General features: G+C 59.0%; 27 protein-coding genes and 5 pseudogenes. 14 read left to right on the forward strand and 18 right to left on the reverse strand.

The window, feature by feature from the left end; all coding sequences use genetic code 11:
• The first annotated feature begins 23 nt into the window (after positions 1-23).
• The 5 genes and pseudogenes from B5525_RS31315 to B5525_RS46725 form a co-directional block, all read left to right on the forward strand.
• Positions 24-1,442: an HsdM family class I SAM-dependent methyltransferase gene (locus B5525_RS31315; RefSeq protein ID WP_244567653.1), complete on the forward strand. Its 1,419-nt coding sequence runs from the start codon at positions 24-26 to the stop codon at positions 1,440-1,442.
• Positions 1,443-2,052: 610 nt separating this feature from the next.
• A pseudogene (locus B5525_RS47990) lies at positions 2,053-2,247 on the forward strand (hypothetical protein); the annotation flags it as partial.
• Positions 2,248-2,340: 93 nt separating this feature from the next.
• Positions 2,341-3,087: an SDR family oxidoreductase gene (locus tag B5525_RS31325; protein ID WP_079569506.1), complete on the forward strand. Its 747-nt coding sequence runs from the start codon at positions 2,341-2,343 to the stop codon at positions 3,085-3,087.
• A gap of 54 nt (positions 3,088-3,141) precedes the next feature.
• Positions 3,142-3,384, forward strand: a pseudogene (locus B5525_RS31330) (hypothetical protein); the annotation flags it as partial.
• A gap of 2 nt (positions 3,385-3,386) precedes the next feature.
• Positions 3,387-3,518, forward strand: a pseudogene (locus B5525_RS46725) (SOS response-associated peptidase); the annotation flags it as partial.
• A 17-nt stretch (positions 3,519-3,535) separates the two neighbouring features.
• Here the strand turns inward: B5525_RS46725 and B5525_RS31340 are convergent.
• From B5525_RS31340 to B5525_RS31350, 3 genes are read right to left on the reverse strand one after another with little or no spacing between them, the layout of a single operon-like run.
• On the reverse strand, positions 3,536-3,748 hold the full coding sequence (locus tag B5525_RS31340; protein WP_154073556.1) for a hypothetical protein: 213 nt from the start codon (positions 3,746-3,748) through the stop codon (positions 3,536-3,538).
• A 12-nt stretch (positions 3,749-3,760) separates the two neighbouring features.
• Positions 3,761-4,828, reverse strand: a complete 1,068-nt coding sequence (locus B5525_RS31345; RefSeq protein ID WP_079569509.1) for an ImmA/IrrE family metallo-endopeptidase — start codon at positions 4,826-4,828, stop codon at positions 3,761-3,763.
• A gap of 2 nt (positions 4,829-4,830) precedes the next feature.
• Positions 4,831-5,466, reverse strand: coding sequence for a hypothetical protein (locus B5525_RS31350; RefSeq protein WP_154073557.1), 636 nt, complete (start codon positions 5,464-5,466; stop codon positions 4,831-4,833).
• Positions 5,467-5,905: 439 nt separating this feature from the next.
• On the opposite strand from B5525_RS31350, the gene B5525_RS31360 reads away from it, so the two are divergent.
• Positions 5,906-6,283 (forward strand): hypothetical protein, encoded by a 378-nt coding sequence (locus B5525_RS31360; RefSeq protein WP_079574033.1) that lies wholly within the window; start codon positions 5,906-5,908, stop codon positions 6,281-6,283.
• A 39-nt stretch (positions 6,284-6,322) separates the two neighbouring features.
• Here B5525_RS31360 and B5525_RS31365 read toward each other — a convergent pair whose 3' ends face one another.
• From B5525_RS31365 to B5525_RS31400, 7 genes are all read right to left on the reverse strand, one after another.
• A complete protein-coding gene (locus B5525_RS31365; protein ID WP_079569512.1) occupies positions 6,323-6,796 on the reverse strand; it encodes a hypothetical protein in 474 nt (157 codons plus the stop codon).
• Complete coding sequence (locus B5525_RS31370) at positions 6,774-7,292, reverse strand: hypothetical protein (protein ID WP_154073558.1); 519 nt, start codon at positions 7,290-7,292, stop codon at positions 6,774-6,776. The genes B5525_RS31365 and B5525_RS31370 overlap by 23 nt, the downstream gene beginning before the upstream one ends.
• Before the next feature lie 116 nt (positions 7,293-7,408).
• Complete coding sequence (locus B5525_RS31375) at positions 7,409-8,152, reverse strand: TIGR04255 family protein (protein WP_172900011.1); 744 nt, start codon at positions 8,150-8,152, stop codon at positions 7,409-7,411.
• Positions 8,153-8,307: 155 nt separating this feature from the next.
• Positions 8,308-8,640: a hypothetical protein gene (locus B5525_RS31380; protein WP_154073559.1), complete on the reverse strand. Its 333-nt coding sequence runs from the start codon at positions 8,638-8,640 to the stop codon at positions 8,308-8,310.
• 316 nt (positions 8,641-8,956) lie between these two features.
• Entirely contained in the window at positions 8,957-9,166 is a 210-nt protein-coding gene (locus tag B5525_RS31385; protein ID WP_079569518.1) for a hypothetical protein, read from the reverse strand.
• A 295-nt stretch (positions 9,167-9,461) separates the two neighbouring features.
• Positions 9,462-9,671, reverse strand: a complete 210-nt coding sequence (locus tag B5525_RS31395) for a hypothetical protein (protein WP_079569521.1) — start codon at positions 9,669-9,671, stop codon at positions 9,462-9,464.
• 155 nt (positions 9,672-9,826) lie between these two features.
• Entirely contained in the window at positions 9,827-10,039 is a 213-nt protein-coding gene (locus B5525_RS31400; RefSeq protein ID WP_079569522.1) for a hypothetical protein, read from the reverse strand.
• Positions 10,040-11,297: 1,258 nt separating this feature from the next.
• Here B5525_RS31400 and B5525_RS45575 point away from each other — a divergent pair.
• The gene (locus B5525_RS45575; protein WP_172900012.1) at positions 11,298-11,654 is read left to right on the forward strand and encodes a hypothetical protein; all 357 of its coding nucleotides are present in this window, start codon (positions 11,298-11,300) and stop codon (positions 11,652-11,654) included.
• 495 nt (positions 11,655-12,149) lie between these two features.
• Here the strand turns inward: B5525_RS45575 and B5525_RS31405 are convergent, their stop codons facing one another.
• Positions 12,150-12,425, reverse strand: coding sequence for a hypothetical protein (locus B5525_RS31405; protein WP_079569524.1), 276 nt, complete (start codon positions 12,423-12,425; stop codon positions 12,150-12,152).
• 882 nt (positions 12,426-13,307) lie between these two features.
• Between B5525_RS31405 and B5525_RS44720 the strand changes: the two genes are divergently transcribed.
• Positions 13,308-13,457, forward strand: a complete 150-nt coding sequence (locus tag B5525_RS44720; protein WP_154073561.1) for a hypothetical protein — start codon at positions 13,308-13,310, stop codon at positions 13,455-13,457.
• A 51-nt stretch (positions 13,458-13,508) separates the two neighbouring features.
• Here the strand turns inward: B5525_RS44720 and B5525_RS31410 are convergent, their stop codons facing one another.
• Together B5525_RS31410 and B5525_RS31415 are read right to left on the reverse strand one after the other, a co-directional pair.
• Entirely contained in the window at positions 13,509-13,907 is a 399-nt protein-coding gene (locus tag B5525_RS31410) for a hypothetical protein (protein ID WP_079569525.1), read from the reverse strand.
• Positions 13,904-14,305: a hypothetical protein gene (locus B5525_RS31415; RefSeq protein ID WP_154073562.1), complete on the reverse strand. Its 402-nt coding sequence runs from the start codon at positions 14,303-14,305 to the stop codon at positions 13,904-13,906. The genes B5525_RS31410 and B5525_RS31415 overlap by 4 nt, the downstream gene beginning before the upstream one ends.
• A gap of 333 nt (positions 14,306-14,638) precedes the next feature.
• Between B5525_RS31415 and B5525_RS31420 the strand changes: the two genes are divergently transcribed.
• Entirely contained in the window at positions 14,639-15,145 is a 507-nt protein-coding gene (locus B5525_RS31420; protein WP_079569528.1) for a universal stress protein, read from the forward strand.
• Positions 15,146-15,399: 254 nt separating this feature from the next.
• On the opposite strand, the pseudogene B5525_RS31425 reads toward B5525_RS31420, so the two are convergent.
• The 4 genes and pseudogenes from B5525_RS31425 to B5525_RS31440 form a co-directional block, all read right to left on the reverse strand.
• Positions 15,400-15,567: pseudogene (locus tag B5525_RS31425) on the reverse strand (recombinase family protein); the annotation flags it as partial.
• Between the two features lie 2 nt (positions 15,568-15,569).
• Positions 15,570-15,812 (reverse strand): annotated as a pseudogene (locus B5525_RS31430) (MBL fold metallo-hydrolase); the annotation flags it as partial.
• Positions 15,813-15,842: 30 nt separating this feature from the next.
• Entirely contained in the window at positions 15,843-16,232 is a 390-nt protein-coding gene (locus B5525_RS31435; RefSeq protein WP_079574035.1) for a cupin domain-containing protein, read from the reverse strand.
• Between the two features lie 65 nt (positions 16,233-16,297).
• Entirely contained in the window at positions 16,298-17,050 is a 753-nt protein-coding gene (locus B5525_RS31440; protein WP_079569531.1) for an SDR family oxidoreductase, read from the reverse strand.
• Positions 17,051-18,090: 1,040 nt separating this feature from the next.
• On the opposite strand from B5525_RS31440, the gene B5525_RS31450 reads away from it, so the two are divergent.
• The 3 genes from B5525_RS31450 (at position 18,091) to B5525_RS45580 (ending at position 18,999) form a co-directional block, all read left to right on the forward strand.
• Entirely contained in the window at positions 18,091-18,363 is a 273-nt protein-coding gene (locus B5525_RS31450; RefSeq protein WP_079569534.1) for a hypothetical protein, read from the forward strand.
• Positions 18,364-18,491: 128 nt separating this feature from the next.
• Positions 18,492-18,695, forward strand: a complete 204-nt coding sequence (locus B5525_RS31455) for a hypothetical protein (RefSeq protein ID WP_079569536.1) — start codon at positions 18,492-18,494, stop codon at positions 18,693-18,695.
• 148 nt (positions 18,696-18,843) lie between these two features.
• Positions 18,844-18,999, forward strand: a complete 156-nt coding sequence (locus B5525_RS45580; protein WP_172900013.1) for a hypothetical protein — start codon at positions 18,844-18,846, stop codon at positions 18,997-18,999.
• A gap of 246 nt (positions 19,000-19,245) precedes the next feature.
• On the opposite strand, the gene B5525_RS31465 is transcribed toward B5525_RS45580, so the two are convergent.
• Positions 19,246-19,581 (reverse strand): PilZ domain-containing protein, encoded by a 336-nt coding sequence (locus B5525_RS31465; RefSeq protein ID WP_244567654.1) that lies wholly within the window; start codon positions 19,579-19,581, stop codon positions 19,246-19,248.
• A gap of 258 nt (positions 19,582-19,839) precedes the next feature.
• On the opposite strand from B5525_RS31465, the gene B5525_RS31470 reads away from it, so the two are divergent.
• Positions 19,840-21,249: an MFS transporter gene (locus B5525_RS31470; protein WP_079569540.1), complete on the forward strand. Its 1,410-nt coding sequence runs from the start codon at positions 19,840-19,842 to the stop codon at positions 21,247-21,249.
• A 2-nt stretch (positions 21,250-21,251) separates the two neighbouring features.
• Positions 21,252-22,451, forward strand: a complete 1,200-nt coding sequence (locus tag B5525_RS31475; protein ID WP_172900014.1) for an acyl-CoA dehydrogenase family protein — start codon at positions 21,252-21,254, stop codon at positions 22,449-22,451.
• Positions 22,452-22,457: the final 6 nt, after the last annotated feature.

A 22,457-nucleotide genomic window follows, 5' to 3' on the forward strand; every position in this document is an offset into this window, starting at 1 on the left:
CAAAAGTCTGGAACTTCGCGCACGTGCTGCGCGATCAGGGTGTTTCCTATCAGGCCTATATCAGCCAGATTTCTTATCTGCTCTTCCTCAAGATGGACGAGGAACGCGTCACCCAGATCGGCGAGGCGTCCATGCTCCCTGACGGCGCACGCTGGGGCAACATCAAGGATCTTTCCGGCGAGGCGCTGAATGCGACCTATGTGAAGCTGCTCGACAAGCTCTCGAAACAGAGCGGCATCATCGGCGCGATCTTCCTCAAGGCCCAAAACGAGATTCAGGACCCGGCCAAGCTCAAGCGTTTGGTCGGCTTGATTGACAGCGAGGTCTGGCTCGGCCTGCCGGTGGACGTGAAGGGCAACATCTACGAAGGCTTGCTCGCCCGAAACGCAGAGGACGTGAAATCGGGCGCAGGTCAATACTTCACGCCGCGCTCGGTGATCGAGGCGATGGTGCGAGTGGTGGATCCAAAACCGCATAAAACGGTCCATGATCCAGCCTGCGGGACCGCGGGCTTTCTGCTCGCCGCCTGGGAACATATGAAACAACACCCTAAGGCGCGCGATCGAGCAGTCTATTCGGCGATGAAGGGCAAGTTCTCGGGCGTCGATATCGTGCCGGAGGTCGTGCGTCTCGCGGCGATGAACCTATATCTGCACGGCATTACCGGCGTTGATTCAATCGTCGAAGCCAAGGACGCGCTGCTCGGCGCGGGTGGCAAGACCTACGACGTCATCCTCACCAACCCGCCATTCGGCAAGAAACAGAGCTACCGCATCGTCCGGGATGATGGCGAGATCGACAGCGAGCGCGAGGACTACGACCGTCAGGACTTCTTCGTCACCACCTCAAACAAGCAGTTGAACTTCTTGCAGCACATCATGACAGTGCTGGCGCCGAACGGCGAAGCCGCCGTCGTTCTTCCGGACAACGTCCTGTTCGAAGGTGGCGCCGGCGAGACCATCCGTCGCCGGCTGTTGAAGAATTTCGATTTCCACACGCTGCTGCGGCTGCCGACGGGCATCTTTTACAAACAGGGCGTTAAGGCCAACGTGTTGTTCTTCGACAAGAAGCCGCCCTCTGAAACCGCTGCAACAAAGGATCTTTGGATTTACGACCTGCGTACCAACCAGCGCTTCACATTGAAAGAGCGCCCCATGGTACGGGCCGATCTGCAGGGCTTCATCGCCTGCTACCAGTCTGGCCACCGCTCCAAGCGCGAGGAGTCGGAAAAATTCAAGCGGTTCCCACTGGAGACCTTGCTGGCGCGTGACAAGGTCAATCTCGATATCTTCTGGGTAAAAGATCACGCGCTCGACGATCCCGATTTGCTGCCGCCCCCTGACGAAGTCGCGGCAGAAATCGTCGAAAGTCTGGAGACGGCACTCGACCGCTTCCGCAATGTGGCCAAGGCGCTCGGCGAGGGGCCCCAATCAGCGACATAAATTCTCGGCGTCGGTACCGGCACGGTTCATGAACAGTCCGGCACCACAAGTTGTGTTGCTGCGGATCAGCCGCTAACTTTGTCAGGATAAAATATGGTCCGCGGCGCCTGCATCTTTTCAAATGGTACTTCGACCGCTGGCGCCACTCTTCATGTTCTCGGCGGGCCTCTTCCTGGCGTAGCCGTTTATCGTCCCAACTGAGATTCAAAGCCGACTTTCTTGATGGGACCAAAGCTTGATGCAATGGTGGCGCCCTCACCTTTGGTCCGTTTTGTTGTGCCGGATCGTGACCAGCAGCCCTGTCTCATTTTCTGAGTTCAAGCGTGCGATCCGCCGGTTCGAGGCGACCGCCGACCAGGCCGATATCGGACCTATTAGTGAGCTAAATCACTTCCGATAAGTTTTTCTCGGAAACTAAAATCACCCCTTCCCGCGCCAGTTCGCGCTGGCGGTTTTTTGTTCCTGCGCCGATCGAAATAACATGACAACGCAAATCGATCGGTTCTCGCTCGTTACCGTTCCGCTCAGGTTGCAACCAAACAACGCCCTGCCTTGCCTGACGGGGTATTTGTCCGAGATCTCCCGGATGCCGCGTCACGTCAAACTTCCGCGTGACGTGCTGCGGGTCTCTTGCCGGCGCTGCGAGCGGACCGTCGAAATCCAGACCGTCGATGCGGTCCGCCTCTATGGCAGCAACGCCATCTGGAAAGACGTCGCGCAGCGGCTTCTGGACGATACGTGCCAGCAACGCACCGGGAGACACGAAGAAGACGGCTGCTGGCCAACGCTCGAGAAACCTCATTGATCGGCAAAAGTCGGACGCTGGCGCCATTGCTCGCGGCGCGGGGGCCCCCATCTCTCTCGGGCACGGCAATCCCCTCCAGTCAGGAAACCTTTCATGGCCAAGCTCGACGGCAAGATCGCTCTCATCAGCGGAGGCACCAGCGGTATCGGTGCAGAGACCGCCAAACTCTTTCAATCGGAAGGCGCGACGGTGGTCGTTACCGGCTCCAGCGAGCGCTCGGTGGAAGCCGCCAAGGCGGCGCTGCCCGGGATCGAGGTGCTGGTCTCGGACGCCGGCAACGTGGCCGCCACCAAGGTCCTGGTCGACCAGGTCAAGGCCAAACACGGCCGCATTGACGTCCTGTTCGTCAACGCCGGCATCGCCAAGTTCGCGCCGATCGCGCAGGTCGATGAGGCCTTTTACGACAGCCACTTCAATGTCAACGTCAAGGGCGCATTCTTCCTGGTCAAGCACGCCATCCCGGTCATTCCGGATGGCGGCGCGATCATTCTGACCGCTTCGGTGGCCGGCGCGAACGGCGGCCTGGGAGGCAGCACAATCTACGGCTCGACCAAGGCGGCGCTGCGTTCGTTCGGCCGCACGATCGCCAAGGAGCTGACGCCGCGCGGCATCCGGGTCAACACCATCAGCCCGGGTCCGATCATCACCCCAATCCTCGACAAAGGCGGCCTCACACCGGCTCAGAAGGACAACTTCATCGAGGGGGCCAAGACCCGCATTCCGCTCGGCCGCACCGGCACCGCAGCCGAAGTCGCTGCCGCAGCCCTCTACCTCGCCGCCGATGCTACCTACACCACCGGCGCCGAACTGTTCGTCGACGGCGGCTTGATCGACCTATAGGGACCTAGGGCCGTCAGGGCTGTCGATTCGATTTTTCTGCGCTTGGATGTCCGGATGGCCCCGAAGCATCACCCTACGCCCCTATCGGGCGGCGACCGCAAGGCTCTGAATAAGGAGCTCGGTAAGGCGCGTGCGATGGCCAACATCCTGGCCTCGCAGTCCGCGGAGATGCGGGCCAAGGGCGAAGCGATGATCCAGCAGGCCGACAAGCTGCTTTGCGAGAGCTGGAACGAACGAATGTGGAGCGACGGCGAGCCGATCGATCCGTCGCCCACCATCGACCAGGCCGTCAATGGCGCATCGCGCTGTTCCGCGTAGTCAATCGATACGTCGGCAACCTCCCTCCGATGCGCGGCGTGTTTCCGGACTACAAGGCGCCGATCTTGCGCAACGGTGCCGGGGGCTGCGAGCTGGCCACGGCGCGTTGGGGAAGTTGAGGTGAAGAACTTCAGGCATCATGGTCGTATTCTTTCCCTCCATCAATCTCCGATTGGGCGTTTGTCGCTTCTTGGATAATTAGGCTCAACGTCCCATGGGCTTTTTCCAAAAGCTCCCGCACTTCTTGCAGATTGTCGCTTTTCGACGCCATTGCCAAACAGCCACGCAGACTATCACCAAGAAGGAAAATCGAACCCGGAAGTGCTTCGGTAGCGGTCGCCATGGTCATTACTCCCTATAACTTCGGATTTACGAGTTTCAGTCGCGCGCCGGTTGATGGCTCAGTTGGCGCGGCGGCTATTCCAAACAGCAGGCTGTTAAGCTCTCGCTCCGGAAGGCAGAGCCGGTCCGCCAACCGCGAGAGCGAGATTCCCTGGCGCCATAGGTCGGTTAGAATTTTGCTCCAAACTTGCGAAGTTTCCTGCGACATCGGGCGCGGTTCGACGTTCCGGCCCAGCTTTCCTAAGGCGATGCAGTAACCGCGATAGTGCCAATCGGAAATTTTACCCATTTTGTGAAGCGTGTAAGCGAGTGCAGCCGTCGAGACGCCCCAACGCTGCTTTTTTATGACAAGGTCATCCAGTGATCGTACCCAACGAATTTCTGCCATCACGTCTTCGGGCGGCATCAAGAAGGCCGATGCAAATTCATCCGCTTCGCTCTCCCCTTTGGGATGCGATGACCCTGTGTGCCTGTGAAGGATAAGATGGCCCAATTCGTGAGCTGCGTCGAAGCGACTACGTTCCGCTGTTTTTAGCGTGTTCAAGAAAATGTAAGGCTTGTCATTTCTCCATAGCGAATAAGCATCGAGATGGCGCGTTTCTTCAACCAGCGAGAAGACGCGCAAACCGCGAGACTCCAAAAGATTGATCATATTACCGATGGGTCGATTGCCGATTCCCCATTGGGCTCGCAAAAGCATGGCGGCTTGCGCGGGCGGAGCTTCGCGCACTGGCGCAAGCGCGTGATGCGGCAACTCGTAGTGCCCCGTAATCCAATCATCCAATTCAAAGGCCAAAGCCCCCGCCGCTATCGCAGCATTACGGGAACTCGCAGTCAACGAACGAAGCGACCGGAAGCTTACGCCCATAGGATTTGGATATTCGGGAGAGCCCTTTTCGAAGAAGGTCTCCGGGTATCCGGATATTTCCAGCAGCCGATCCCGACAAGCCCGCGGAAGATCTGCTTCCTTGCCCTCGAAACGCTGCAAGGCCTTTCGATCAACGCCAAGCTGTTCGGCGAATCCTATTTTTGTCAGTCCTAGGCGAAGCCGGACCAACTCAACCCGCTCAGGATTAAACATCACTATTTCCGTTTGACAGCGATGTCGATTATTTCGGTCGGGCCGCCACGATCCATCTTTGAGTCGGCGGCCGGCGAATTGTCCTCGGAGCCATTCAAGAGAATGAGGCGTGTTTCAAACCGGGTGTAGCGTCCAGATGTAAATGCTTTCGGTCGGGAAAGTTCGGCGCGAAGACCGCCCTCCGCATCCGAGTATGAGCCCAATACAAAAGTAGAATACCCGCTGCCGTCTTCGCATTCAGTCGGGTCCGGAAGACCTGGAATCCAAGCGGTCGCATTGCAGCGGACCTTCTTGTTCGACGCCCAACCCTTCTCGGCGAGATTGGTAGGGTCAACAAGTCGATTTCCGGCGTTTTGATCAAAGTTGCAGGGGATCACGCGAATTTTCAGGACGGGGTTCCTGATCCCCGGCTGGTTATCCGTTTCGTCGCTCTCCCAACGCTGGCCACAAAACATTTCACGCAAGCCACGCGCGACCTTTGCGTTCATGGTGATGAGGTCGAAGCCTTTCGGGTCGTTTGCAGTACAAAACCCCCGCTCTCTGTCAGCGTAACGCACGACCTCAACAAGCTTATCAAATTCCAGCTCTATTCCGGAAAGAAACGGAACTATCTCTACTTGCTCAGCCAGAATCGCCATGATCATTTGTCCCAAATTTCGTCATCAAATGATGCAGGAAAATGGGACAGTCGTCAACTTCTCATTTGCCCCATCGGGTTTTCGCTGCCTTTTTGGCAATCTCCTTGCGCCGCTTGGCCGTCATCCCCTCCGCTCGGGCCTTTCCGCCCTTGCAATCAGGGCACACCCATTTCCTATGGCGGGATGCGTCGCGGGAATTGTCCCGACGCAATCAGCGGCGCGTTTAGATCATCATAGACAGACCCTGATCAGTCGTTTGGATGGGGGCATTGGCTGCAAGCGTCGCGCAAGCGGAGCCGAATCCTGAATCGAGTCGGAGCAGTGGCGGTCGTCGCCATCGGCGTTTCACAGTCGAAGAGAGCAGGTTTTGAGTCGCGCTGCCCTTGCCCTCCACCGCGGGTTGCGCTTGTATGCCGCCGGGTCTGGGGAGATTATTGGCATGCGTAATTTGGGGATCGTGGCGCTGTGCGCTGCGTTGGGCGGCTGCGCGTCATCCGCGGCGGACATTTCACCGGCTTATGTCTCGCCGGTCGCCTATCAATCGTACACCTGCCAGCAACTGGCGATGGAGGCTCAGGCCATATCGACCAGGGCCACAACGTTGTCAGGCGCACAGGACAAGCAGCGCACCAATGACGGTCTGGCCACCGCGGCGGCCGTCGTGATCTTCTGGCCGGCGGCCTTCTTCGTCGGAGGAGACAAGCAGACGGCGGCCGAACTTGCCCAGATGAAGGGGCAGATGGTCGCCGTTGAGCAGGCTTCAAATGCGAAGAAGTGCGGGATTCAGTTCCAGGGACCGCGGCCGCCAGGGACATGATTTGGCCGATTTGACAATTCCCCGCTCGGGGAAACCTGCTCAGCCCCGCCGTGGCCAGGGGCCAACCATTCCCACGACGTCTTTTGCGTCCGTCAACTTCGACCATGCGTCTGTCGCGAGTAAATCGAGCAATTCGTGGTTGTCGCTCTGATAGCGACGGATCGCGGTGTATGCTGGATTGTCGTCGTCAGGCTCGTGCAGAACGCGAATTTTTAAGCCGTGCTCGCTACACGCTTCCTTTATATCTCCGACGCGGCCGCACGCGAACGCCTGCTTCGCCGTCACCTTCCGGGTCTTTGAGAGGACCGCGGCAATAGCGGCAACGCAGCAGATATGCGAACCGGCGAAAAACTCCAACCAGCTGGCAGACAGATAGCCCTCGTCTTTGGGGAAGAGCTCGAAAGCTTGGGGAAAAATACCCCTAATTGCGCCCGTGACATCGTCGCGGTCGATCTGCTGATAACTAACATGCCGAACAGCATGATGATCGTCAGATAAGGAGCTTATCGCCATCGCGGAAAAGGTGATCCGGTTCGTAGGGATGGATGACGTCGGGGATGCGATAGATCTTGGTCTTTCCCGCGCCGCTTTCCCGCATGTCGCCCACAGCACGCGACAGCACCCACCTGACATCGTCGTTCGCAAGACTCTCGATCACAATGCGATCGTCGAGCCTGCTCCACGAAGCCAGAAAATGGCCTTTGGCCGACAGGCCGAGGCCGGGCCGCTTTGTCGGATGCAAATAGATTATCATTCGCAAGAACGTTGAAAACGACTGCTCCGACGGCAACGCGAAGTCGTCGTCCCATTCTTCCGGGTCCATCAGGGAATCCAGCTTGGCAAAAAGCCGGGTACGCCAATCGGGATCCAGGTACATGCCCACGGAGGCCGCCACCCGTTTGAATGCTGCGCGCTTTTCTGCCAGCTGCCCCTCGATTGTATCGTTCTGGGCAGCCACATTCTGAACGCCGGATATCTTTTGGCCGGCGCCTGTCAGCAACCGACGCATGGCAGCCAGCCGCGCGGTCGCACCCTCGGCATCGATGCCGACGCCTTGCGACGGAGGCATGGTATAAATTCTAAGGTCTTCCGAAAACGAAGAAACCTTGAGCGCCTCGGATCTCATCATGACGAAAAAAGCTCTCTGGACAAGTCTGTGATGGAGGCTTCAAAAATGCGGTTCTTGTGGAGACGGATTTGGTCGATCAAGGCCCAGAGGTCATCGTCACTCCGGGGAAGGTTACCCTGTTGGCTAATGTCGATGTCGAGCAAAAAAGACACGGTGCGGATTAGGGGACTCGGTGTCGATCCCGCGTTCAATATGAGCTTAAACGGGCTGTTTGCAATGTCCATGGCTCCATTTATGGCAAAACTCTCAACGCTCTGCCAGCCCTCGAACTCGGGAAATACAGGCCTGAACACGAGGTAATCGTCAATCGGTACGGGCCTTTCGTCAGGATTCGGAACATCGATGCGGTTAATATATCGCACTCCGATTCGAGAGACCTCGCGCCAGCCCGCGACTTTCCGCCAGACAGCCCAATTCCGCCTGGCGTATGCGATAAACTCTTCCCAGCCGCTATATGGGGCGAGACGAGAGGCTGACACATTCTGGGGCCCGATGATGGCAACGTTTATCGCGTCTGCGGAGGACAATCGATAGCCGGCAAATTCCACCTGAGCGCGATTATTTTGGTCGCCCGGGCCCGCGGTGAACGAGATGTTCTGCAAGAGCTGCGGAGGAACGGGATAATCACCCGTCAGGCGGTCCCTAATCTTTTCGACTTCGTCGATCCCGATCGGATCAGCAAGGCGCAGCTCCACGACCGCTTCGGTGATCGGCGGGCGTCTATACGGGCTGCTGCTCATCGGGGTCGCCTTCATGAGAGCAAATTACGGCAAATTCTTAAAGATTCGCCCCATGGGCCGCAACGTGCAAAATCCCCTTGCGCTGGCCGAAACTGGACAATCGCCCAGACGTCGCGCTTCAATGGCGCATGCCCGCCTCACCCGCCGCCGCATAGCTATCTCTTGGACTCAAGATAGGTGGTCCATACGGCGCTGGCCAAAGGCTGCGACGTTTGCTGAGCGCACGTCTTCTCGACTTGGGCCGCTATCGCCGCCACGTCAATTTTCGCCTGTGTTTGATCGCTTGCTGCAGCAACATAATTGAGCCCCGTCCAGAAACCGTAGATCCAGATGGTGCCCTCTAATCGATGCGCTTGCGTAGACTGCCAGTGGGCGCAACTCATGCGCCCTATACCGATCATGTCGACGGAGACCTTGGCATCCTGCGCTGAGACCCGGCACGCCGGAGCGACAAAGACCAGCGCCGCAATCAAAGCTCGTTTTATCATGCGCCAAATCCGGCCGCCCCCCAACAACATCACTACAAATCAGGCCGCAGCATGACGGCTGAGCGCGGCTGGAAGCGATCGTTCGACGATCCGATTTCCCTGCCGCGCGGTCGCCAGCTCGTCACCCTCGAAGATGCCGGCAACTACATCACGAAGCTTCCGAAGGCCGAGCACGAGGCGCCAGAATGGCAGGCCGCGTCATCCGGGCTGACCGGTATTATTTCCGTGCGCTTGCTTTTTATGTCGCACAACGTCCAGCGAAGGCGAACAGCGTCCTTGAGTTCAAGACCGGCAAGGCCTGTCTTTGGTTCCGTCATCAGCTCGACGGAAAAAGCTTGTCGGTTGCTTTGTCCAAACGCTTCTTCTCGCCGCGCGCATCCAGCAAATGACCAACTAGGTCGCCATTCAACTTGTAAATGCTCGAACCCTTAAGATCGTAAAGGTTTTGACCTTTAAGGCCGAAGACCGCGTCGTCCATGACCACGCCGACATGAACGCCTTTGCTGTTGATTATATAGCCGTTCACGACCGACCTCCTATCGAGGCCCCGCAGTGGAGGCTGCGCCTGTTGGGCGGCGATAGCGAGACAAATCGCGCGCTCGAACTATTTCCCCTTAGCCTTTAGCCCAGCTCATCTCGGGTTCGGCGGAATAGTCGCACACGCTCAATTCTGTCGCACCGCCCGCACCGATATTGAATGACGTCCATACCGTCAGCGTCGGGGAAGCTTTTCTCGATCTTCATTGTCTGACTACATACGATGCAGTTCAGCAGGTCGATGAGGGGGCTTTTGTCGTCGTTGGAATAGTGTTGGCGGTTCCTCACTTCTTCGCCTTGAGCCCTAGCTCGACCAGGCGGCGGATGGCTTCGGGGCGATCTAGTTTCTCGCCCTGACGCGCGATCCACTCGTCGACTGACTGCATTTCGTACTCAGTCCACTGTGGGTTTGGATTTGGGGATAGAGCTTTTTGAGCCATCGCTTTTGCGATCGCAACGGATGCGGTGATTTTGGCTTGGGTGGTTTCTTTCATCGGACCTTCGCCTTTTTGGCCGGTTTGTCGCTCCGGTCTTTCGATAGGATATGCAGGATCGTCTCCATCATGGCCCGTAACCGCCGCGGCTGGCTGCTCACGCAAGACGGCTGAAGCGCTAACGGGCCAACAAAGGGGCGCCAACTGAGGCGGCCTTACTTCCGTTTTTCTTCTTTCAATAAATCGAACAGAAAATCCGCCAGCGCTTCCTTGCCCGCAAATCTCGCGGCCGAGTCGGACTGGTATCCGTCTCCGGTCATCTTAATACCCAACGGTTTGCTCTTGCGGCGTATCTCCCAGCTCCAGCGATCGGGGCGCTCACCTTGCTGGTAGGTAATGACGAAATAGTCGTTGGGGCTACTGGTCATCCACCATACTAGACCGGATTGCCGCACCGCAGCAGACCGTAGTTTAAGCAAAGAGGCCGCGCGAAAGGGGCCGCTACCGCGTTATGGCCGCACTCCTGCTTGGCACAGGTAGCCAATGCGCCCGCGTCCTGCGCTGGCGCCGCCGGGCCGGCACATTGGAGCCCGCAGAAATCGGACTCACCAGCGACTCTCTCTGGCTCGGCGATCGGCCTTCTGGAGTTCTGGTAGTGGGTCAGTTTGATTGTGGCAGACTTACGCACTGGAAAACGTAGCATCGACGGCGCATATTTAGGGAATGAACGACCTTCCCTTCAAGGCGCTCGTTTCTGACCTGATCTTTTCAGGCTCTATTTGGGGTGCCTACTGGCTCGATAGCCGGCTGATCCTCAAGGCAAAGGGGCGAAGATGACAGAAAAGCACCCCAAACGCCCTAGGGACCGCAACCAACTCGCAAAATCGATTTGCTGACGGGAGCTATGCCCGACATCCCGGACTCCAGCGGCGTTCCTAGACTCGTGCAGGGTCTATCCGATAGATCGGCGGTAGCTTCCGTCCGGATTAGGCAATTACGAGAGCCACCAGGCCAGTGCAAAGAAGGACAAGACCCGCAACGGTCACAGCGAGGAAGCTGTAAGAAGCAAATTCATCACGCATGGTACATCACCTATCGTGCGCCCCTGCTCGAACGGAATAACTGTCCCGTCGCACAGTCAAAAGGATTCGCTTCCGACGTTCATTTGCGCGATACGCGTCAACCGCATGAGCAAGAAATACGCTGGCGCTAAACAAACCGAGAATTGCAGCAACTGCTTCAATCATTTGACGCACCCTAATCGGCCCTTGTTTCACGGCCGCTCATTGACGGCCTCAGCTGGGGGGAGCTGAGGCCGTCGTGGGGTTGTGCCGAGGGGCTGATGAAACGGCACGATTTTGATGTGGGTTTGTGATCGGCCTCCGCCAATTAACTTTTGTGTTAGTGTGGCGTTTTCGATTCCGGGAGCGGTTCGCCGGCCTCAGGCCAGTGCCGGCAAGGGAGCGGGCGAGCCCTGCGCTGGCGCCGATCGCCGTAACGAAAGAGGCCGCCTGTTGGAGGACGGCCTCTCGTCAGGCTAGGGGCTGGTCAGCCCAACTACCGTAACAGCGCCCCCGGGCAGGAGGGCCGCTCGGTATTAGCCATACTATACGAGCCTTGAGTTTTGTCGGTCCGGTCTCCGACCCGGCCTGAAATGGTTTCACGGAACGAGAGGCGAGTCCGCCCGTGCGCTGGCGCCGATCGACCGGCACCAGACAGCCCGCAGTAGCCGGACTCACCAGCGACTCTCTAAAGCCCGGCGAACGGCCTTCGCAAGTTCTGGTAGTCACGTTGATTGTGGCAGACTTACTGACTGGAAAACGTGCGAGCCGGGCGCATATTGGGGGCATGGATCAAATTCTGCCCCCAGAGCTAAATGATTTGGAAATTGAGGCCCTGCGGCAGCTCGCGGTGCATCCGACCACCCATCACGTTCCGCCCCGCATTCAATCCCGGCTCAAGGATATCGGCTACGCGAAGGAAGTCTTGGGTGGCCTCGTCCTGACCAAGGACGGCCGGCGGCGGATTTCGGAAGGCAAATGACGCAAGCATCCCCCAATCCGGGCTCACCAGCGGCCTTCGTAGCGGTTCACCAAAAATGGCTTGACGGAACGCAGGGCGAATCCGCCCATGGGCTGGCGCCGATCGGCTGGGACAGGACAGCCCGCAAGCCGGACCCGCACTGGCGGGCATTTCCCATAGCTGTTCAAATCGTTTTCTAAGGCGCCTTGGGACCTGTTGCAGCTTTGCCTGCCAAACATCCGGCCAATAGCCCAAACGCACGAGCGGGGCGCGCTGAGTCATCTAGGGCCTATTCGAGATCGGGGTCGCGGGCAGCTGCGGCTACCCCGCCTTCTGGCTGGCCGCGACCTTGCGGCATTTCTTTCGCAGATTGCGAAAGTATTCGTTCGGTTATCTTGATCCACTCTGCGATATTGTCATCGCGCTCCAACTTCTCGCGGTGCGAATCCGCTGCGGGATCGCCATTTGGACGTTTCAGGTTTGTAGATCGCCGGGAAAAACGTCGGTCTTGCGGCCTCATTTTGGGCAGTGGTATTGGAGCGCAAGGGCTGCCGCGACGGAGATGTTCGCCGACTCCGAAAAGAACTGCTTCGCCTGCGCTGGTGGTGAACCCTGCTTGTTTGACACTTGAGCGATCTCTCTCAATTTTCTCACAAAAACCGAAACCGCTTCTTCGCCAGTAAGACTCCCAGGAAGGCAGAGCGTGTCGCTCATTTCTGCATGCAACTGAGCCCCATGAACGAAGCCCGTGATGTAGATACAGCCTGTCTTTTGGACCTGATTTTCGCTCAAGCAATATTCTAACAGATCGCGACCACTATTGCTAAACTGCAATCAAGACGGCTATCACCGCGAATATTTTCCCTGCACGCGATGCGCCCATTGCCATTCCTTGCGGAACAAAGAAAAGTCCTTTTTAGCACCCTCTCGTTCCGCGTCCACCCGTGAGACCAGATCGACAGTCCCAACAGCACCGCCCCTCCGCGAAGCCGTTAGCGAGTCAGGGGCTCGTTATTCTCGCTCCGACCTGGCCTGTGCGGGAAATAGACCAAAACGCACCAGCGGCCATTTCTGAGTCACCGAAGGGCACCGTGGGTTTGGAGGACAGTCTGGGATTCGAACTACAGTCGGCCCGCTAGGGTTTGCCACCGCCGCAAAAACATCAAACAATTCAGCGGTACACTACGGGCCAAGGTTTGCCAGTCCGCTGGAAATTACCCAACGAAATCAACAAACGAGCAAATCCCACCCCTTCCGCCAAAAATATCAAATAAACTACTGAAAACACGAGATTTTTGTTTCGCGTCGATCCGAAATGTACAAAGAACAATTAGCCGCGGCGCCCTCCTCGTCCTGATTGCCGTTGCCGCGATTGCCGCACTTGTTCTGATCGGAATGTGGTCGGTCGTCGATCATGATGACCCGGCAGCGAAATGCTCGCTACGTTTCGCAATCTTGCGGGATTGTGTTTGGCCCCTAAGGAAACGGCCCCAGCGCGATGGGGCGCGCCGGAGCCGCCAACCTAGGTTTGCTTCCGGGGGGCTGGGGGGCACGAAGCCCGGAAGCCTAGAGTCGACTCCTTCGCGGCGGGATTAGTTCCAGAAGAACCCGCCTGCCACGATCGGCAGACAGGCGGGGGCCGCGAATGTCAGGCGACGATGGGGATCAGCCAAATTGATCGCACAGCTGCTCGGCCGGCTCGCGCCCGACGATAAGGTACGGGTCGCGAAGCTGGTAACAGCGGTCGACTTGGATTTGGATATGCTAAATCTGAAGCGAAATATCTTCGAATTGGTCGGAGGAATTCAAGAAGCCAATGCCTAGAATCCCTTTTGGCCCTATTGCCTTGTTGTTCGACCGGTGCTTGGGCCGCTCTTACTTAGCTAATTTGCCGCTGGGAGGCTCGCCGTCTGCCAAGAACTTCAGCGTTGTTTGTGCCCGCCAAAACTGACCCGCGCTATCCCGAAATGCTTCGGCGCTCGTTTTCAGGTCACCGAGAGAGGTGCCTGTCGCCGCAGTCAGGGCAACTTCTATCTTTACAACAAACCCAAATATTGCTTCGACGAAATCGAGCAGGTGGTGACCCCAAAGCTCGTCTGTGGGCTCCTTCCAGGGAATGAGACTGTGCGCGATCTGCATGTTGCGCAGGCCAAATAGCGACTTTACGAGATCGTATTCGCCATATGCCGCGTTCATCTTGACTCCCGCGAATTCAGCGTAGAGGCCATCGATCGCTTTTGCGTCGAGCAACGCCCCATCTTTGATCAGCTTCACAGGCTAGCAATTGACGCGGTTACTCCCATCTTGCCCCCCTCGTTGGGATTCTCGAGAAGGCGACACATTGCCAGCGCGAGACAACGCGTGAGTGTTCGCCTGAGCAGAATGGCAACGTCGTAAAGATATTTGGTTTTCACCTCATTGGGTACATTGCCCACCACCGGTATAGCCAAATGAGCAGTGACTCGCGCCTCAAATGCGTCGTCATAGACCAGCTGTCGGCATTCTCGAAATCTCTGGTTCATCTGGCGCCGTTCGACGAAAGCTAAAAAATGAGAATGAGCCTTCTCGCTCTCAAAGTGGAAGGACATACAGCCGCCGTGAAATTTCCACGAACCGGTCGGACCATTGGTGCCGGTCCGATAGGCTCGCGGAATCGTGCGGTAATTGGTCACACAGGATCGGGTGCTATCGCCACAACCTGGGCGCGATTTCGTGTTAGCGCAGCCAAATGGAACCCATCCGGTCAGTGGCTTTGATTGCGCTTCCATACCTTATCGGCTTCGCAGCGGGGTATGCTGTTCGGGCTGCAATTTCAGCGGCAAGGCGACGAAGAGCGCAGCGATGGACCTTAAATCGTTAGGGGGCCCAATACACCACCATTTCTCGCGGGAGCCACTTACTCAACCGGGGCGAGAGGTGCGGCGCCGCAAGCAGCGTCGAGGTTGGACCTCTGCATTCCCGGTCTGCTACCAAGAAGCAAAGCTAGACATTCAGCGGAAAAATTTATGAGCACCGCGTATCGCATCCTAGTGGCAATCGACTTGAAACCCGGAACTGACCGCTTGCTTGCGGAAGCACAGCGCTATGCCAAAGCGCTCGATGCAATCGTCGACATTATTCACGTTGCCGACCCCGATCCGGATTTTGTCGGTTATATCAAGAGCGCGCAACCGGCGGAAACTGGTGGCCACGCGCCGATAAATTACGACCAAACGTTGCGGGACGACCGAGCAAAACAATTTCGTTTGGAACATCAGCAAGCCCAAGCTGTTGCCGATCAAATGCGCGCTGCTGGCATTCGAGTGGACCAGGCGCTGACGGTTCAGGGGCCAACTCTAGAAACGATCATGGAAGAGGCGCGCAAATTTGGTGCGGATTTGCTTATCCTCGGCTCCCATCAGCACGGCGCCCTCTATCGCCTCTGGTATGGAGATATTGCAATCGACGCCGCTAAGGAGGCGCCGTGCGCGCTACTTGTGGTGCCAATTGTAACCGATGTCGCCGCCGCCTGATCCTAAGGTGGCAGTACAGGAACCGGCAGCCGAGACGATCTGATACTGCACCATGAAATTGTTGAAGGTGAAGGGGAGCGCGCTTCCGCGAACCCGCTCCCAGCGGTGGGGCCCGAACCGGTGGTTACCTCAATCGCAACGAAGAAATCATTGGCGTTTGATGTCATGATAATCGGATCGCCACTGGCTGCGACATTCGGCACTGAGGTGTTCGGATCAAACGGGCTCAATATTCACACCCGATTTTCGCGCTGGCGCTGCTCGGCAGCCACGATACGGTAACCGATCGGCGGCAGCGAGCCGTTCCAAAAACCCTGCCGTGCATTCTCCTTCAAGGCCCGCAGCAGATGCTTGGCGTTCTCCTTGGATTGGTACTCGTCGAACAGCGCCATGATCTGGCGCATCATCACGTGCATATGATCGCGCCGCTACGCACCACGACCACGTTTAGCGCCCACTCGAGCACGTCCGGCGGCAGGAACATGTCGTTCAGCCAGGCCGCCCGGACGGCCGGGTCGGCGTTGTGGGCCAACATCGCGCCTGGCAGCGATAGCACCCCATCGCTGACCACCAGCACGTCAATCTCGCCGACCCGCAGCGCGTAGCGCGACGGAACCAACTCGTCGGGCCCCGGTCTACCGGGGTGTGAGGTGTTGTCCAAGCTCATGTTTGTCTCCTGCTGTGGTTGCCGTAACAATCACTGTGCGGGCACGAGCGCCGGGGCGCCCTTGTCCTTGATCAAGAGCACCAGGAATTTCGCCGGCTGGGTGCCGCTTGCGTTCCGGTCGACGACATGAACATCATCAGGGCCTTCATAGAAGGACTGTCCAGGTTTCAGTGTCACCTGTTGTCCACCCTTCAGCTGCATCACGACGGAGCCCTCCAGCACGTAAACAAACGCATGTGCGTTGTGTCGGTGGATAGCGCTCGACCCGCCGGGCGCATGCTCGACTGTGATCATCAGAGCTTCCCTGCCGGGATTCTCCGGAAGATCCTTAGACATGAGTGACGTGACCTTAGGCTCCTGAGCCACCGCTGTGCCGGTCATGAGGCACAGAAGAACCAACGCAACGAGTTTGATCGTCATAGTCGCCTCTTTCGTTCGTTGCCCGGGACCCGCTCGGACAGACTGGGCGTACCTCCGATGCGGGATCAGGCTGCTGCCTGTGAGCGGCGGAGCCATTCGTCGAAACCGATGCGGCCGAGGCGCGCCTCGCCCAACGGCACGAGCGAGTGCTCGTCAACCCGGCCGCCCCAGTATCGGGCCTCGGGATCGCTCACTACCTCGCGCGGGTCGCCGACCGCCTTCAGATAGCGGGCGACGATTTCGTTGAACGGCGCTCGTTCCGGGCCGGCGATCTCAACGATGCCATTGTGCGGCGGCGCGAGCGCCACATCGGCAACGCTGGCAGCAACGTCGTCCGAAGCGATGGGCTGGAACCGGACGGGCGGGAGCCTGACCAGGTTTCCATCCGCACTTGAATCGGCGATGCCGCCGAGGAATTCCAGGAACTGGGTCGAGCGGACGATGGTGTATGGGATGCCGGAGGTCTTGATCAGTTTCTCTTGGGCGACCTTGGCGCGGAAATAGCCATTGTCTGTCCGATCGATTGCGACGATAGAGAGCGCGACATGGTGTCGGACACCCGTTGCGGCCTCCGCCGCGAGAAGGTTGCGGCCGGAGGTCTCGAAGAATTCCAGCACCGCCTTGTCTTCAAATGAGGGCGAATTGGCGAGGTCGATCACGACCTGCGCGCCGGCCAGGGCCTGTCTGAGCCCCTCGCCGGTGATGGTGTTGACGCCGCTGTTGGGCGAGGCGGCGAGGACCTCGTGGCCACCCTGGCGCAGAATGGCGACGGTCTTCGAGCCGATCAGGCCGGTACCGCCGATCACAACGATCTTCATGGTTGACCTCCCTTATCGATGGCTGGAGATCCTAGATGATTGGAGGTCCTTAAATGAGTTCGAGAAGACGGTTCGAATGCTGCTGAGACAAAATGTCGCCAGCATAATCAGCATAACATGCCGCGCGGCTTCTCAGACGTCGTCGACTGGTCAGCACTACTGATCGATTTGTGGAGGCACCTGTATGGCTCATGTCCGAGTTCGGTCATTCGCGTCGTTTTGGCGCCTTGCCTTCGACTTCCGGACCACACCCAGAAACGGACATGGCACCGATTTCTAGGATTGTTTGGCGCCCTGTCCATCGGGCCTCATAGGGACGACCGCGACATCTGAAACGGCCCCCTTGTGGGCGCAGCGCCAGATCGTAGGCAGACGTATATTCTCCGGTTCCGGCGCGCTATGGGCTCCGGGATCATAGGGCTACGGCGAAGCAATATTGCTCATCATCGTCGTTCGTGGCCCGCCACTCTTCAATGATTTCAATCGATTGAACACTCTCCCGGAGGGTGAAGATTACCGTGCGTTCCATTTGCGCAGAAACACCATCCGGCTAGGAATCATCCTCGCAAGTCGAACTGAAAACGCAATCGGTTTGCGATTTCCTCAACGCGTCGTTGAAAGAAAATCTTATCACCGGGACACGAATTTACCGTTGGCTGCCACCCAAAGGCATGGTCGTTGCGAATGCTGATTTCGACTCCGTTAACGCCGAGCGCCGACACGATCATGTCGGATAGCTCTTGAGCGGTCCTAAGTTCCTTTGCCATGGTTGCCTGCCGACCACCGGAGAACCCCCTCTATTCTGCGCCAACAACGAGATTCTTGCCAACCCAAATCGGGAGGCTCCCAGGGCCGCATCCATCTCTATCTGGCCACCGTCTTGGACATCTACAGCTGCTATCGGAGGAAGATCACTGCGCGCTTCACAGGATTGTCTCCCGACGGTGGGTCGCCCCCTGCACCTCCTCTCTGCCACCCCTTCGCCGCCACAATTGCGCGCCGCGATCGCCGTATTATGGTGACATCAGGACCGCGATGAGATGAATCGTCCCTTCCAAAAGATCACGTCAGCCCTGCTCTGCCTCGCCAGCCTGCTGCTGTCGGCCTGCGCCGGCAGAACCGCGGGCGAGCACATTGCCGACATGCCACACTGGATGGGTGGCGAGCCCGAAGGCGTGCCGCCGCGGCCGGGCACGCCGGAATACGATGCCTGGATGGCCGCCCGCGCCACGGAAGCGGCACGGCCCAAAAATGATCAGTCCAAGACCGATCAGCCAAAGACCGATCAGCCAAAGACCGATCCATCGAAGTAGCCGCTTGTGTTCGACCGTGGCCGCCAGCGACCCGGCACTTCGCCTGTGCACAGTTCATCCGAGCCTATTGCGCGCGACTGCAGGTTGCGGAACACTTTGCCTCGTGGCGTTGCGCGCGGGGGCGTGAAATGCGTAAGCAGGATCTGGGCTTCGACTATCACCGCTATCGGCAATTACTTGCCGAAGCGGTCGACGAGAAAAAGCGGCTGGCACTCATCGACGTGCTGATCGAGGAGCGAGCCAGGGAGCGCCTGGAAGCGCAACGCGCCTCCGATCGGGCTGCCATGACCGCCAATGTCATCGCCATCGTGCTTCGTACTTCGAGGGGTTGATTATCGACGGTATCCAGTGCCGCGCGGGCGGATGAATCCGCAATCGCATTGCGATTCGATTAACGATGCGTCTCAATCGGCCATAAACATCTTGCGACTAGAACCTCGTGGGCCCGATGTATTTCAGGGCCAACAGCAGAGGGTTCTTATGAGCATGATTTCTGTCGCTTCTATGAATTCAATTAGTGCGGCGCGCGCGGGCGATCCTTCGGCCAAGTCGGTCGCATTGTTTTGCTGCGTCGGGCTGGTGGTGTCGCTGTGCTTGATCGCCTCCGGTATCGACCTCGGCGCTGGCTGGGTCTAGCCGGTTCGAGCTGTCCTGGTTCTTTTGTGTGGCGGGCCCTTGCGGCCCGCCATTGCTGTCGGGGTCTTTTCAAGCTCGCGGACGGCCTCCCTGCTGCGCGCGGTGATGCGTTTTTCGAGGCTGTCCATTTGATCGCCATCTGCCGCATCGCTGGCCGCCTCGATCCTGGCGCGCTGCATCGCCGATAGCGAGAGGCACAAGGCGCGATGTCGTTCGAGGACCTGGGTCAGAAGCTCAGATCGCTGCTCAAACGCCAGCCTCTTCGCTTTCCTTGGGCTGCTGCAGCGGTTGCCGTGGTTGCGGCGCTGCAACGAAGCTGACGCCGATGCGGTTTCTCTGGATCCATGCAATACTGCATTCGCGGACCGAGGAGTCCCTCGCCATCACCAGGCGGAAATGCGCGGGAACAAAGGCCGGGTTCGCAACATCGATCGCCGCGCCTTCGAACGAGATATTCCGCACCACGCAGCTCATGACGGAGCCGCCCGCCGACACAAAGGCGGGTTCATTTATTTCGGTCCGTGGGTATTTTCGTCTCTCTTCCATGGGCTTCTGCCTTGCCTGGCGTGCGCAGGCAACCAAGGTACCGCAAATCCTTAAACAAATTGGACCGGTCTTGCCGCCCCGCACAATTCACGCTGGCGACGGTGACGGGTTTCAACCAACTCGGCGGGAATTCGACACGCTTTGCAATCTGCGGTAGATCGCCTTCGGCGTTCTCGCGATTTGAAAATTCGCGCCCTTCCGTTCGCCGCGCTGACAGCGTAGCATTCCAGATATCGGCGGTGCGCAGGCGCGACGCCCGCTGAAAAAACGAATATGCGCCAAGGGGAAAACGCCATGTTCGAGATACTCGATCGCCGCACGAGTCTGTCCGGCAACCAGATCAAGATCCTTGCGGCAGCCATCATCGGCGACGCGCTTGAATTCTTCGATTACTTCCTGATCGGCTTCGTGCTCGCCTTCCTGATCGGGCCGTGGAAGCTCACTTTCGGCCAGTCCGCCACTGTACTGATGAGTTCCGGGATCGGGGCCATCCTGGGGGCCTACGCCTGGGGCTGGCTTGCTGACCGGATCGGCCGCCGCAAGGTCTTTATCGGCACCGTGCTGAATTTCTCCATCGCCACCGGCCTTCTGTATTTCACGCCGGACAATGGCTGGATCTACCTTTCCGTGATGCGCTTCTTCGTCGGCGTCGGCGTCGGCGGGCTCTATTGCGTGGACCTGCCGCTGGTGCAGGAGTTCATGCCCTCCTCCAAACGCGGCTGGGTCGGCGGTCTCGTGACCTGCGTGATACCGTTGGGAACAGGTCTTGGCGCCGTGCTCGGCGCCTCCATAGGCAGTGGCGATTGGCGGCTGTTGTTTGCGCTCGGTGTGCTGCCGGCGTTGCTGGTGCTCCTGGTCCGGCTCTGGGTACCGGAATCGCCGCGCTGGCTGTGCCGCCAGGGACGCTATGAGGAAGCACGCCAGTCGCTCGCCTGGGCGCTGCAGATGGAGCCATCGGCGCTGCCGTTGCCGACGGCCGCGGATGCCGGTCCGATCGTCAAGAGCAACTGGCTTGACCTCTTCAAATACCCACGCAGTTTGATCGTCTCCTGGCTCGGCAACGCCGGCGCACAGACCGGCGTCTACGGCCTCACATTGTGGGTACCTTCGCTGTTCGTGCTGCTCTTGAAGGTGACGCCACAGGAAGCCGCAAAGATGATGATCCTCTTGACGGTCTTCGGCTTCGTCGGCCGTCTCTCCTTCGCCTTCTTCTCGGAACTGATGGGACGGCGCAACGCCGGCGGCCTGTTGGGCTTCGGGGCCGGCGTCCTGACGATCGTGGCCGGCTACAACTACGATTCCATGATCATGGGCGTATCGGCGTTCTGGCTGATCCTGGCCGTCACGTACTTTTTCGCCGATGGCGGCTTCGCCATTGTCGGGCCCTATGCGGCCGAGATCTGGCCGTCGCATCTGCGAACCACCGGCATGGGGTCCGCCTATGGTTTCGGCGGCATCGGGAAGATCCTTGGGCCGGTAGGGCTCGCCTTGATCGTCGGCTCCGGCAACTACCTCAAGCCGGATGTGCCGTTGCCGCAGATACCGCTAGCCTTTGTCTATCTCGGTTGCTGGTTCCTGATGGCCGGGGCGGTGTACTATTTCCTCGGCATTGAGACCCGGGGCAAGTCGATCGAACAGATCGACCGGGAGTTGGCCTTCACGGCCAACATGCCCGCAGCCACGGCTTCCATGCGGCAGGCGTGACCTTGGACACGCTGTTTGCGACTTCCGCCGATCTTGCCGGCGACCGGGCCGTGATCGCGTGTGCGGAGGCGGTGCGCTCCGCCGTGGCGGCGGCTTCCGGCGAAATCGAGAGCACGCGCCGGCTGCCGCCGGCACTGCTCGACAAATTGCACGAGGCGGGCCTGTTCCGCCTCCTGCTGCCGCGTTCTTCGAACGGGATCGAGACCGATCCCCTCACCTTCTTCCATGTCATCGAGACCATCGCGCGCGCCGACGCCTCGACCGCGTGGTGCCTGAGCCAGGCCGGCGGCTGCGCCATGTCGGCGGCCTATCTCGATTTGTCCGTGGCGCGCGCCATCTTCGGCGACGACCCGCGCGCGGTGCTGGCCTGGGGTCCCGGTCCGAAGGTCAGGGCGATCGAGTGCGACGGCGGCTACAAGGTTACCGGAGTGTGGGCCTTTGCCTCCGGCGGCCGCCACGCGACCTGGCTCGGCGCGCATTGTCCGATCTATCAGGCCGACGGCTCGCCCAAGCTCGATGCTGGCGGCGTGCAGCAGGAACGTACCATGCTGGTGCGCGCCGAGGACGTCGCCTGGACCGATATCTGGAACACCGTCGGGCTGCGCGGCACCGCCAGCGATCAGTTCGCGCTCGCGGATTTCTTCGTTCGCGCCGACCATTCGATCACGCGGGAATTCGACCGCGAGTGCCGCGAGAGCGGGCCCCTCTACCGCATGGGCTCCGGCACCTGCTATCAGGTCGGTTTCGCGGGCGTCGCCTGCGGCATCGCCCGCGGTGCGCTCGACAGTTTTGTCGATATCGCACGCAACAAGGTACCGCGCGGCTTCAAGAGCCCGCTGCGCGACAATGCGGTGATCCAGTCCAACCTGGCGCAGGCCGAGGTCAACCTCCGCGCGGCGCGCGGCTTTGTGCTGCAGTCGATGGCCGACATCTGGAAAGATCTCAGTGCCGGCGCCACCATCACCGTCGAGCAGCGCATTACCGTGCGCATGGCTGCCACCCATGCCATTCACAAGGCACGCGAGGCGGTCGACTTCGCCTATCACGCGGCGGGCGCCACCGCGATCTTCGAGAACCATCCGCTGGAGCGGCGCTTCCGGGATATCCACACCGTGACCCAGCAATTGCAGGGCCGGTTCAGCCATTTCGAAACCGTCGGCGCCTGGATGATGGGCGCCGACGCCGACCTCACCTTTGTCTGATTTGTC

It is taken from the genome of Bradyrhizobium erythrophlei, from assembly GCF_900129505.1.
Classification (GTDB): domain Bacteria; phylum Pseudomonadota; class Alphaproteobacteria; order Rhizobiales; family Xanthobacteraceae; genus Bradyrhizobium; species Bradyrhizobium erythrophlei_D.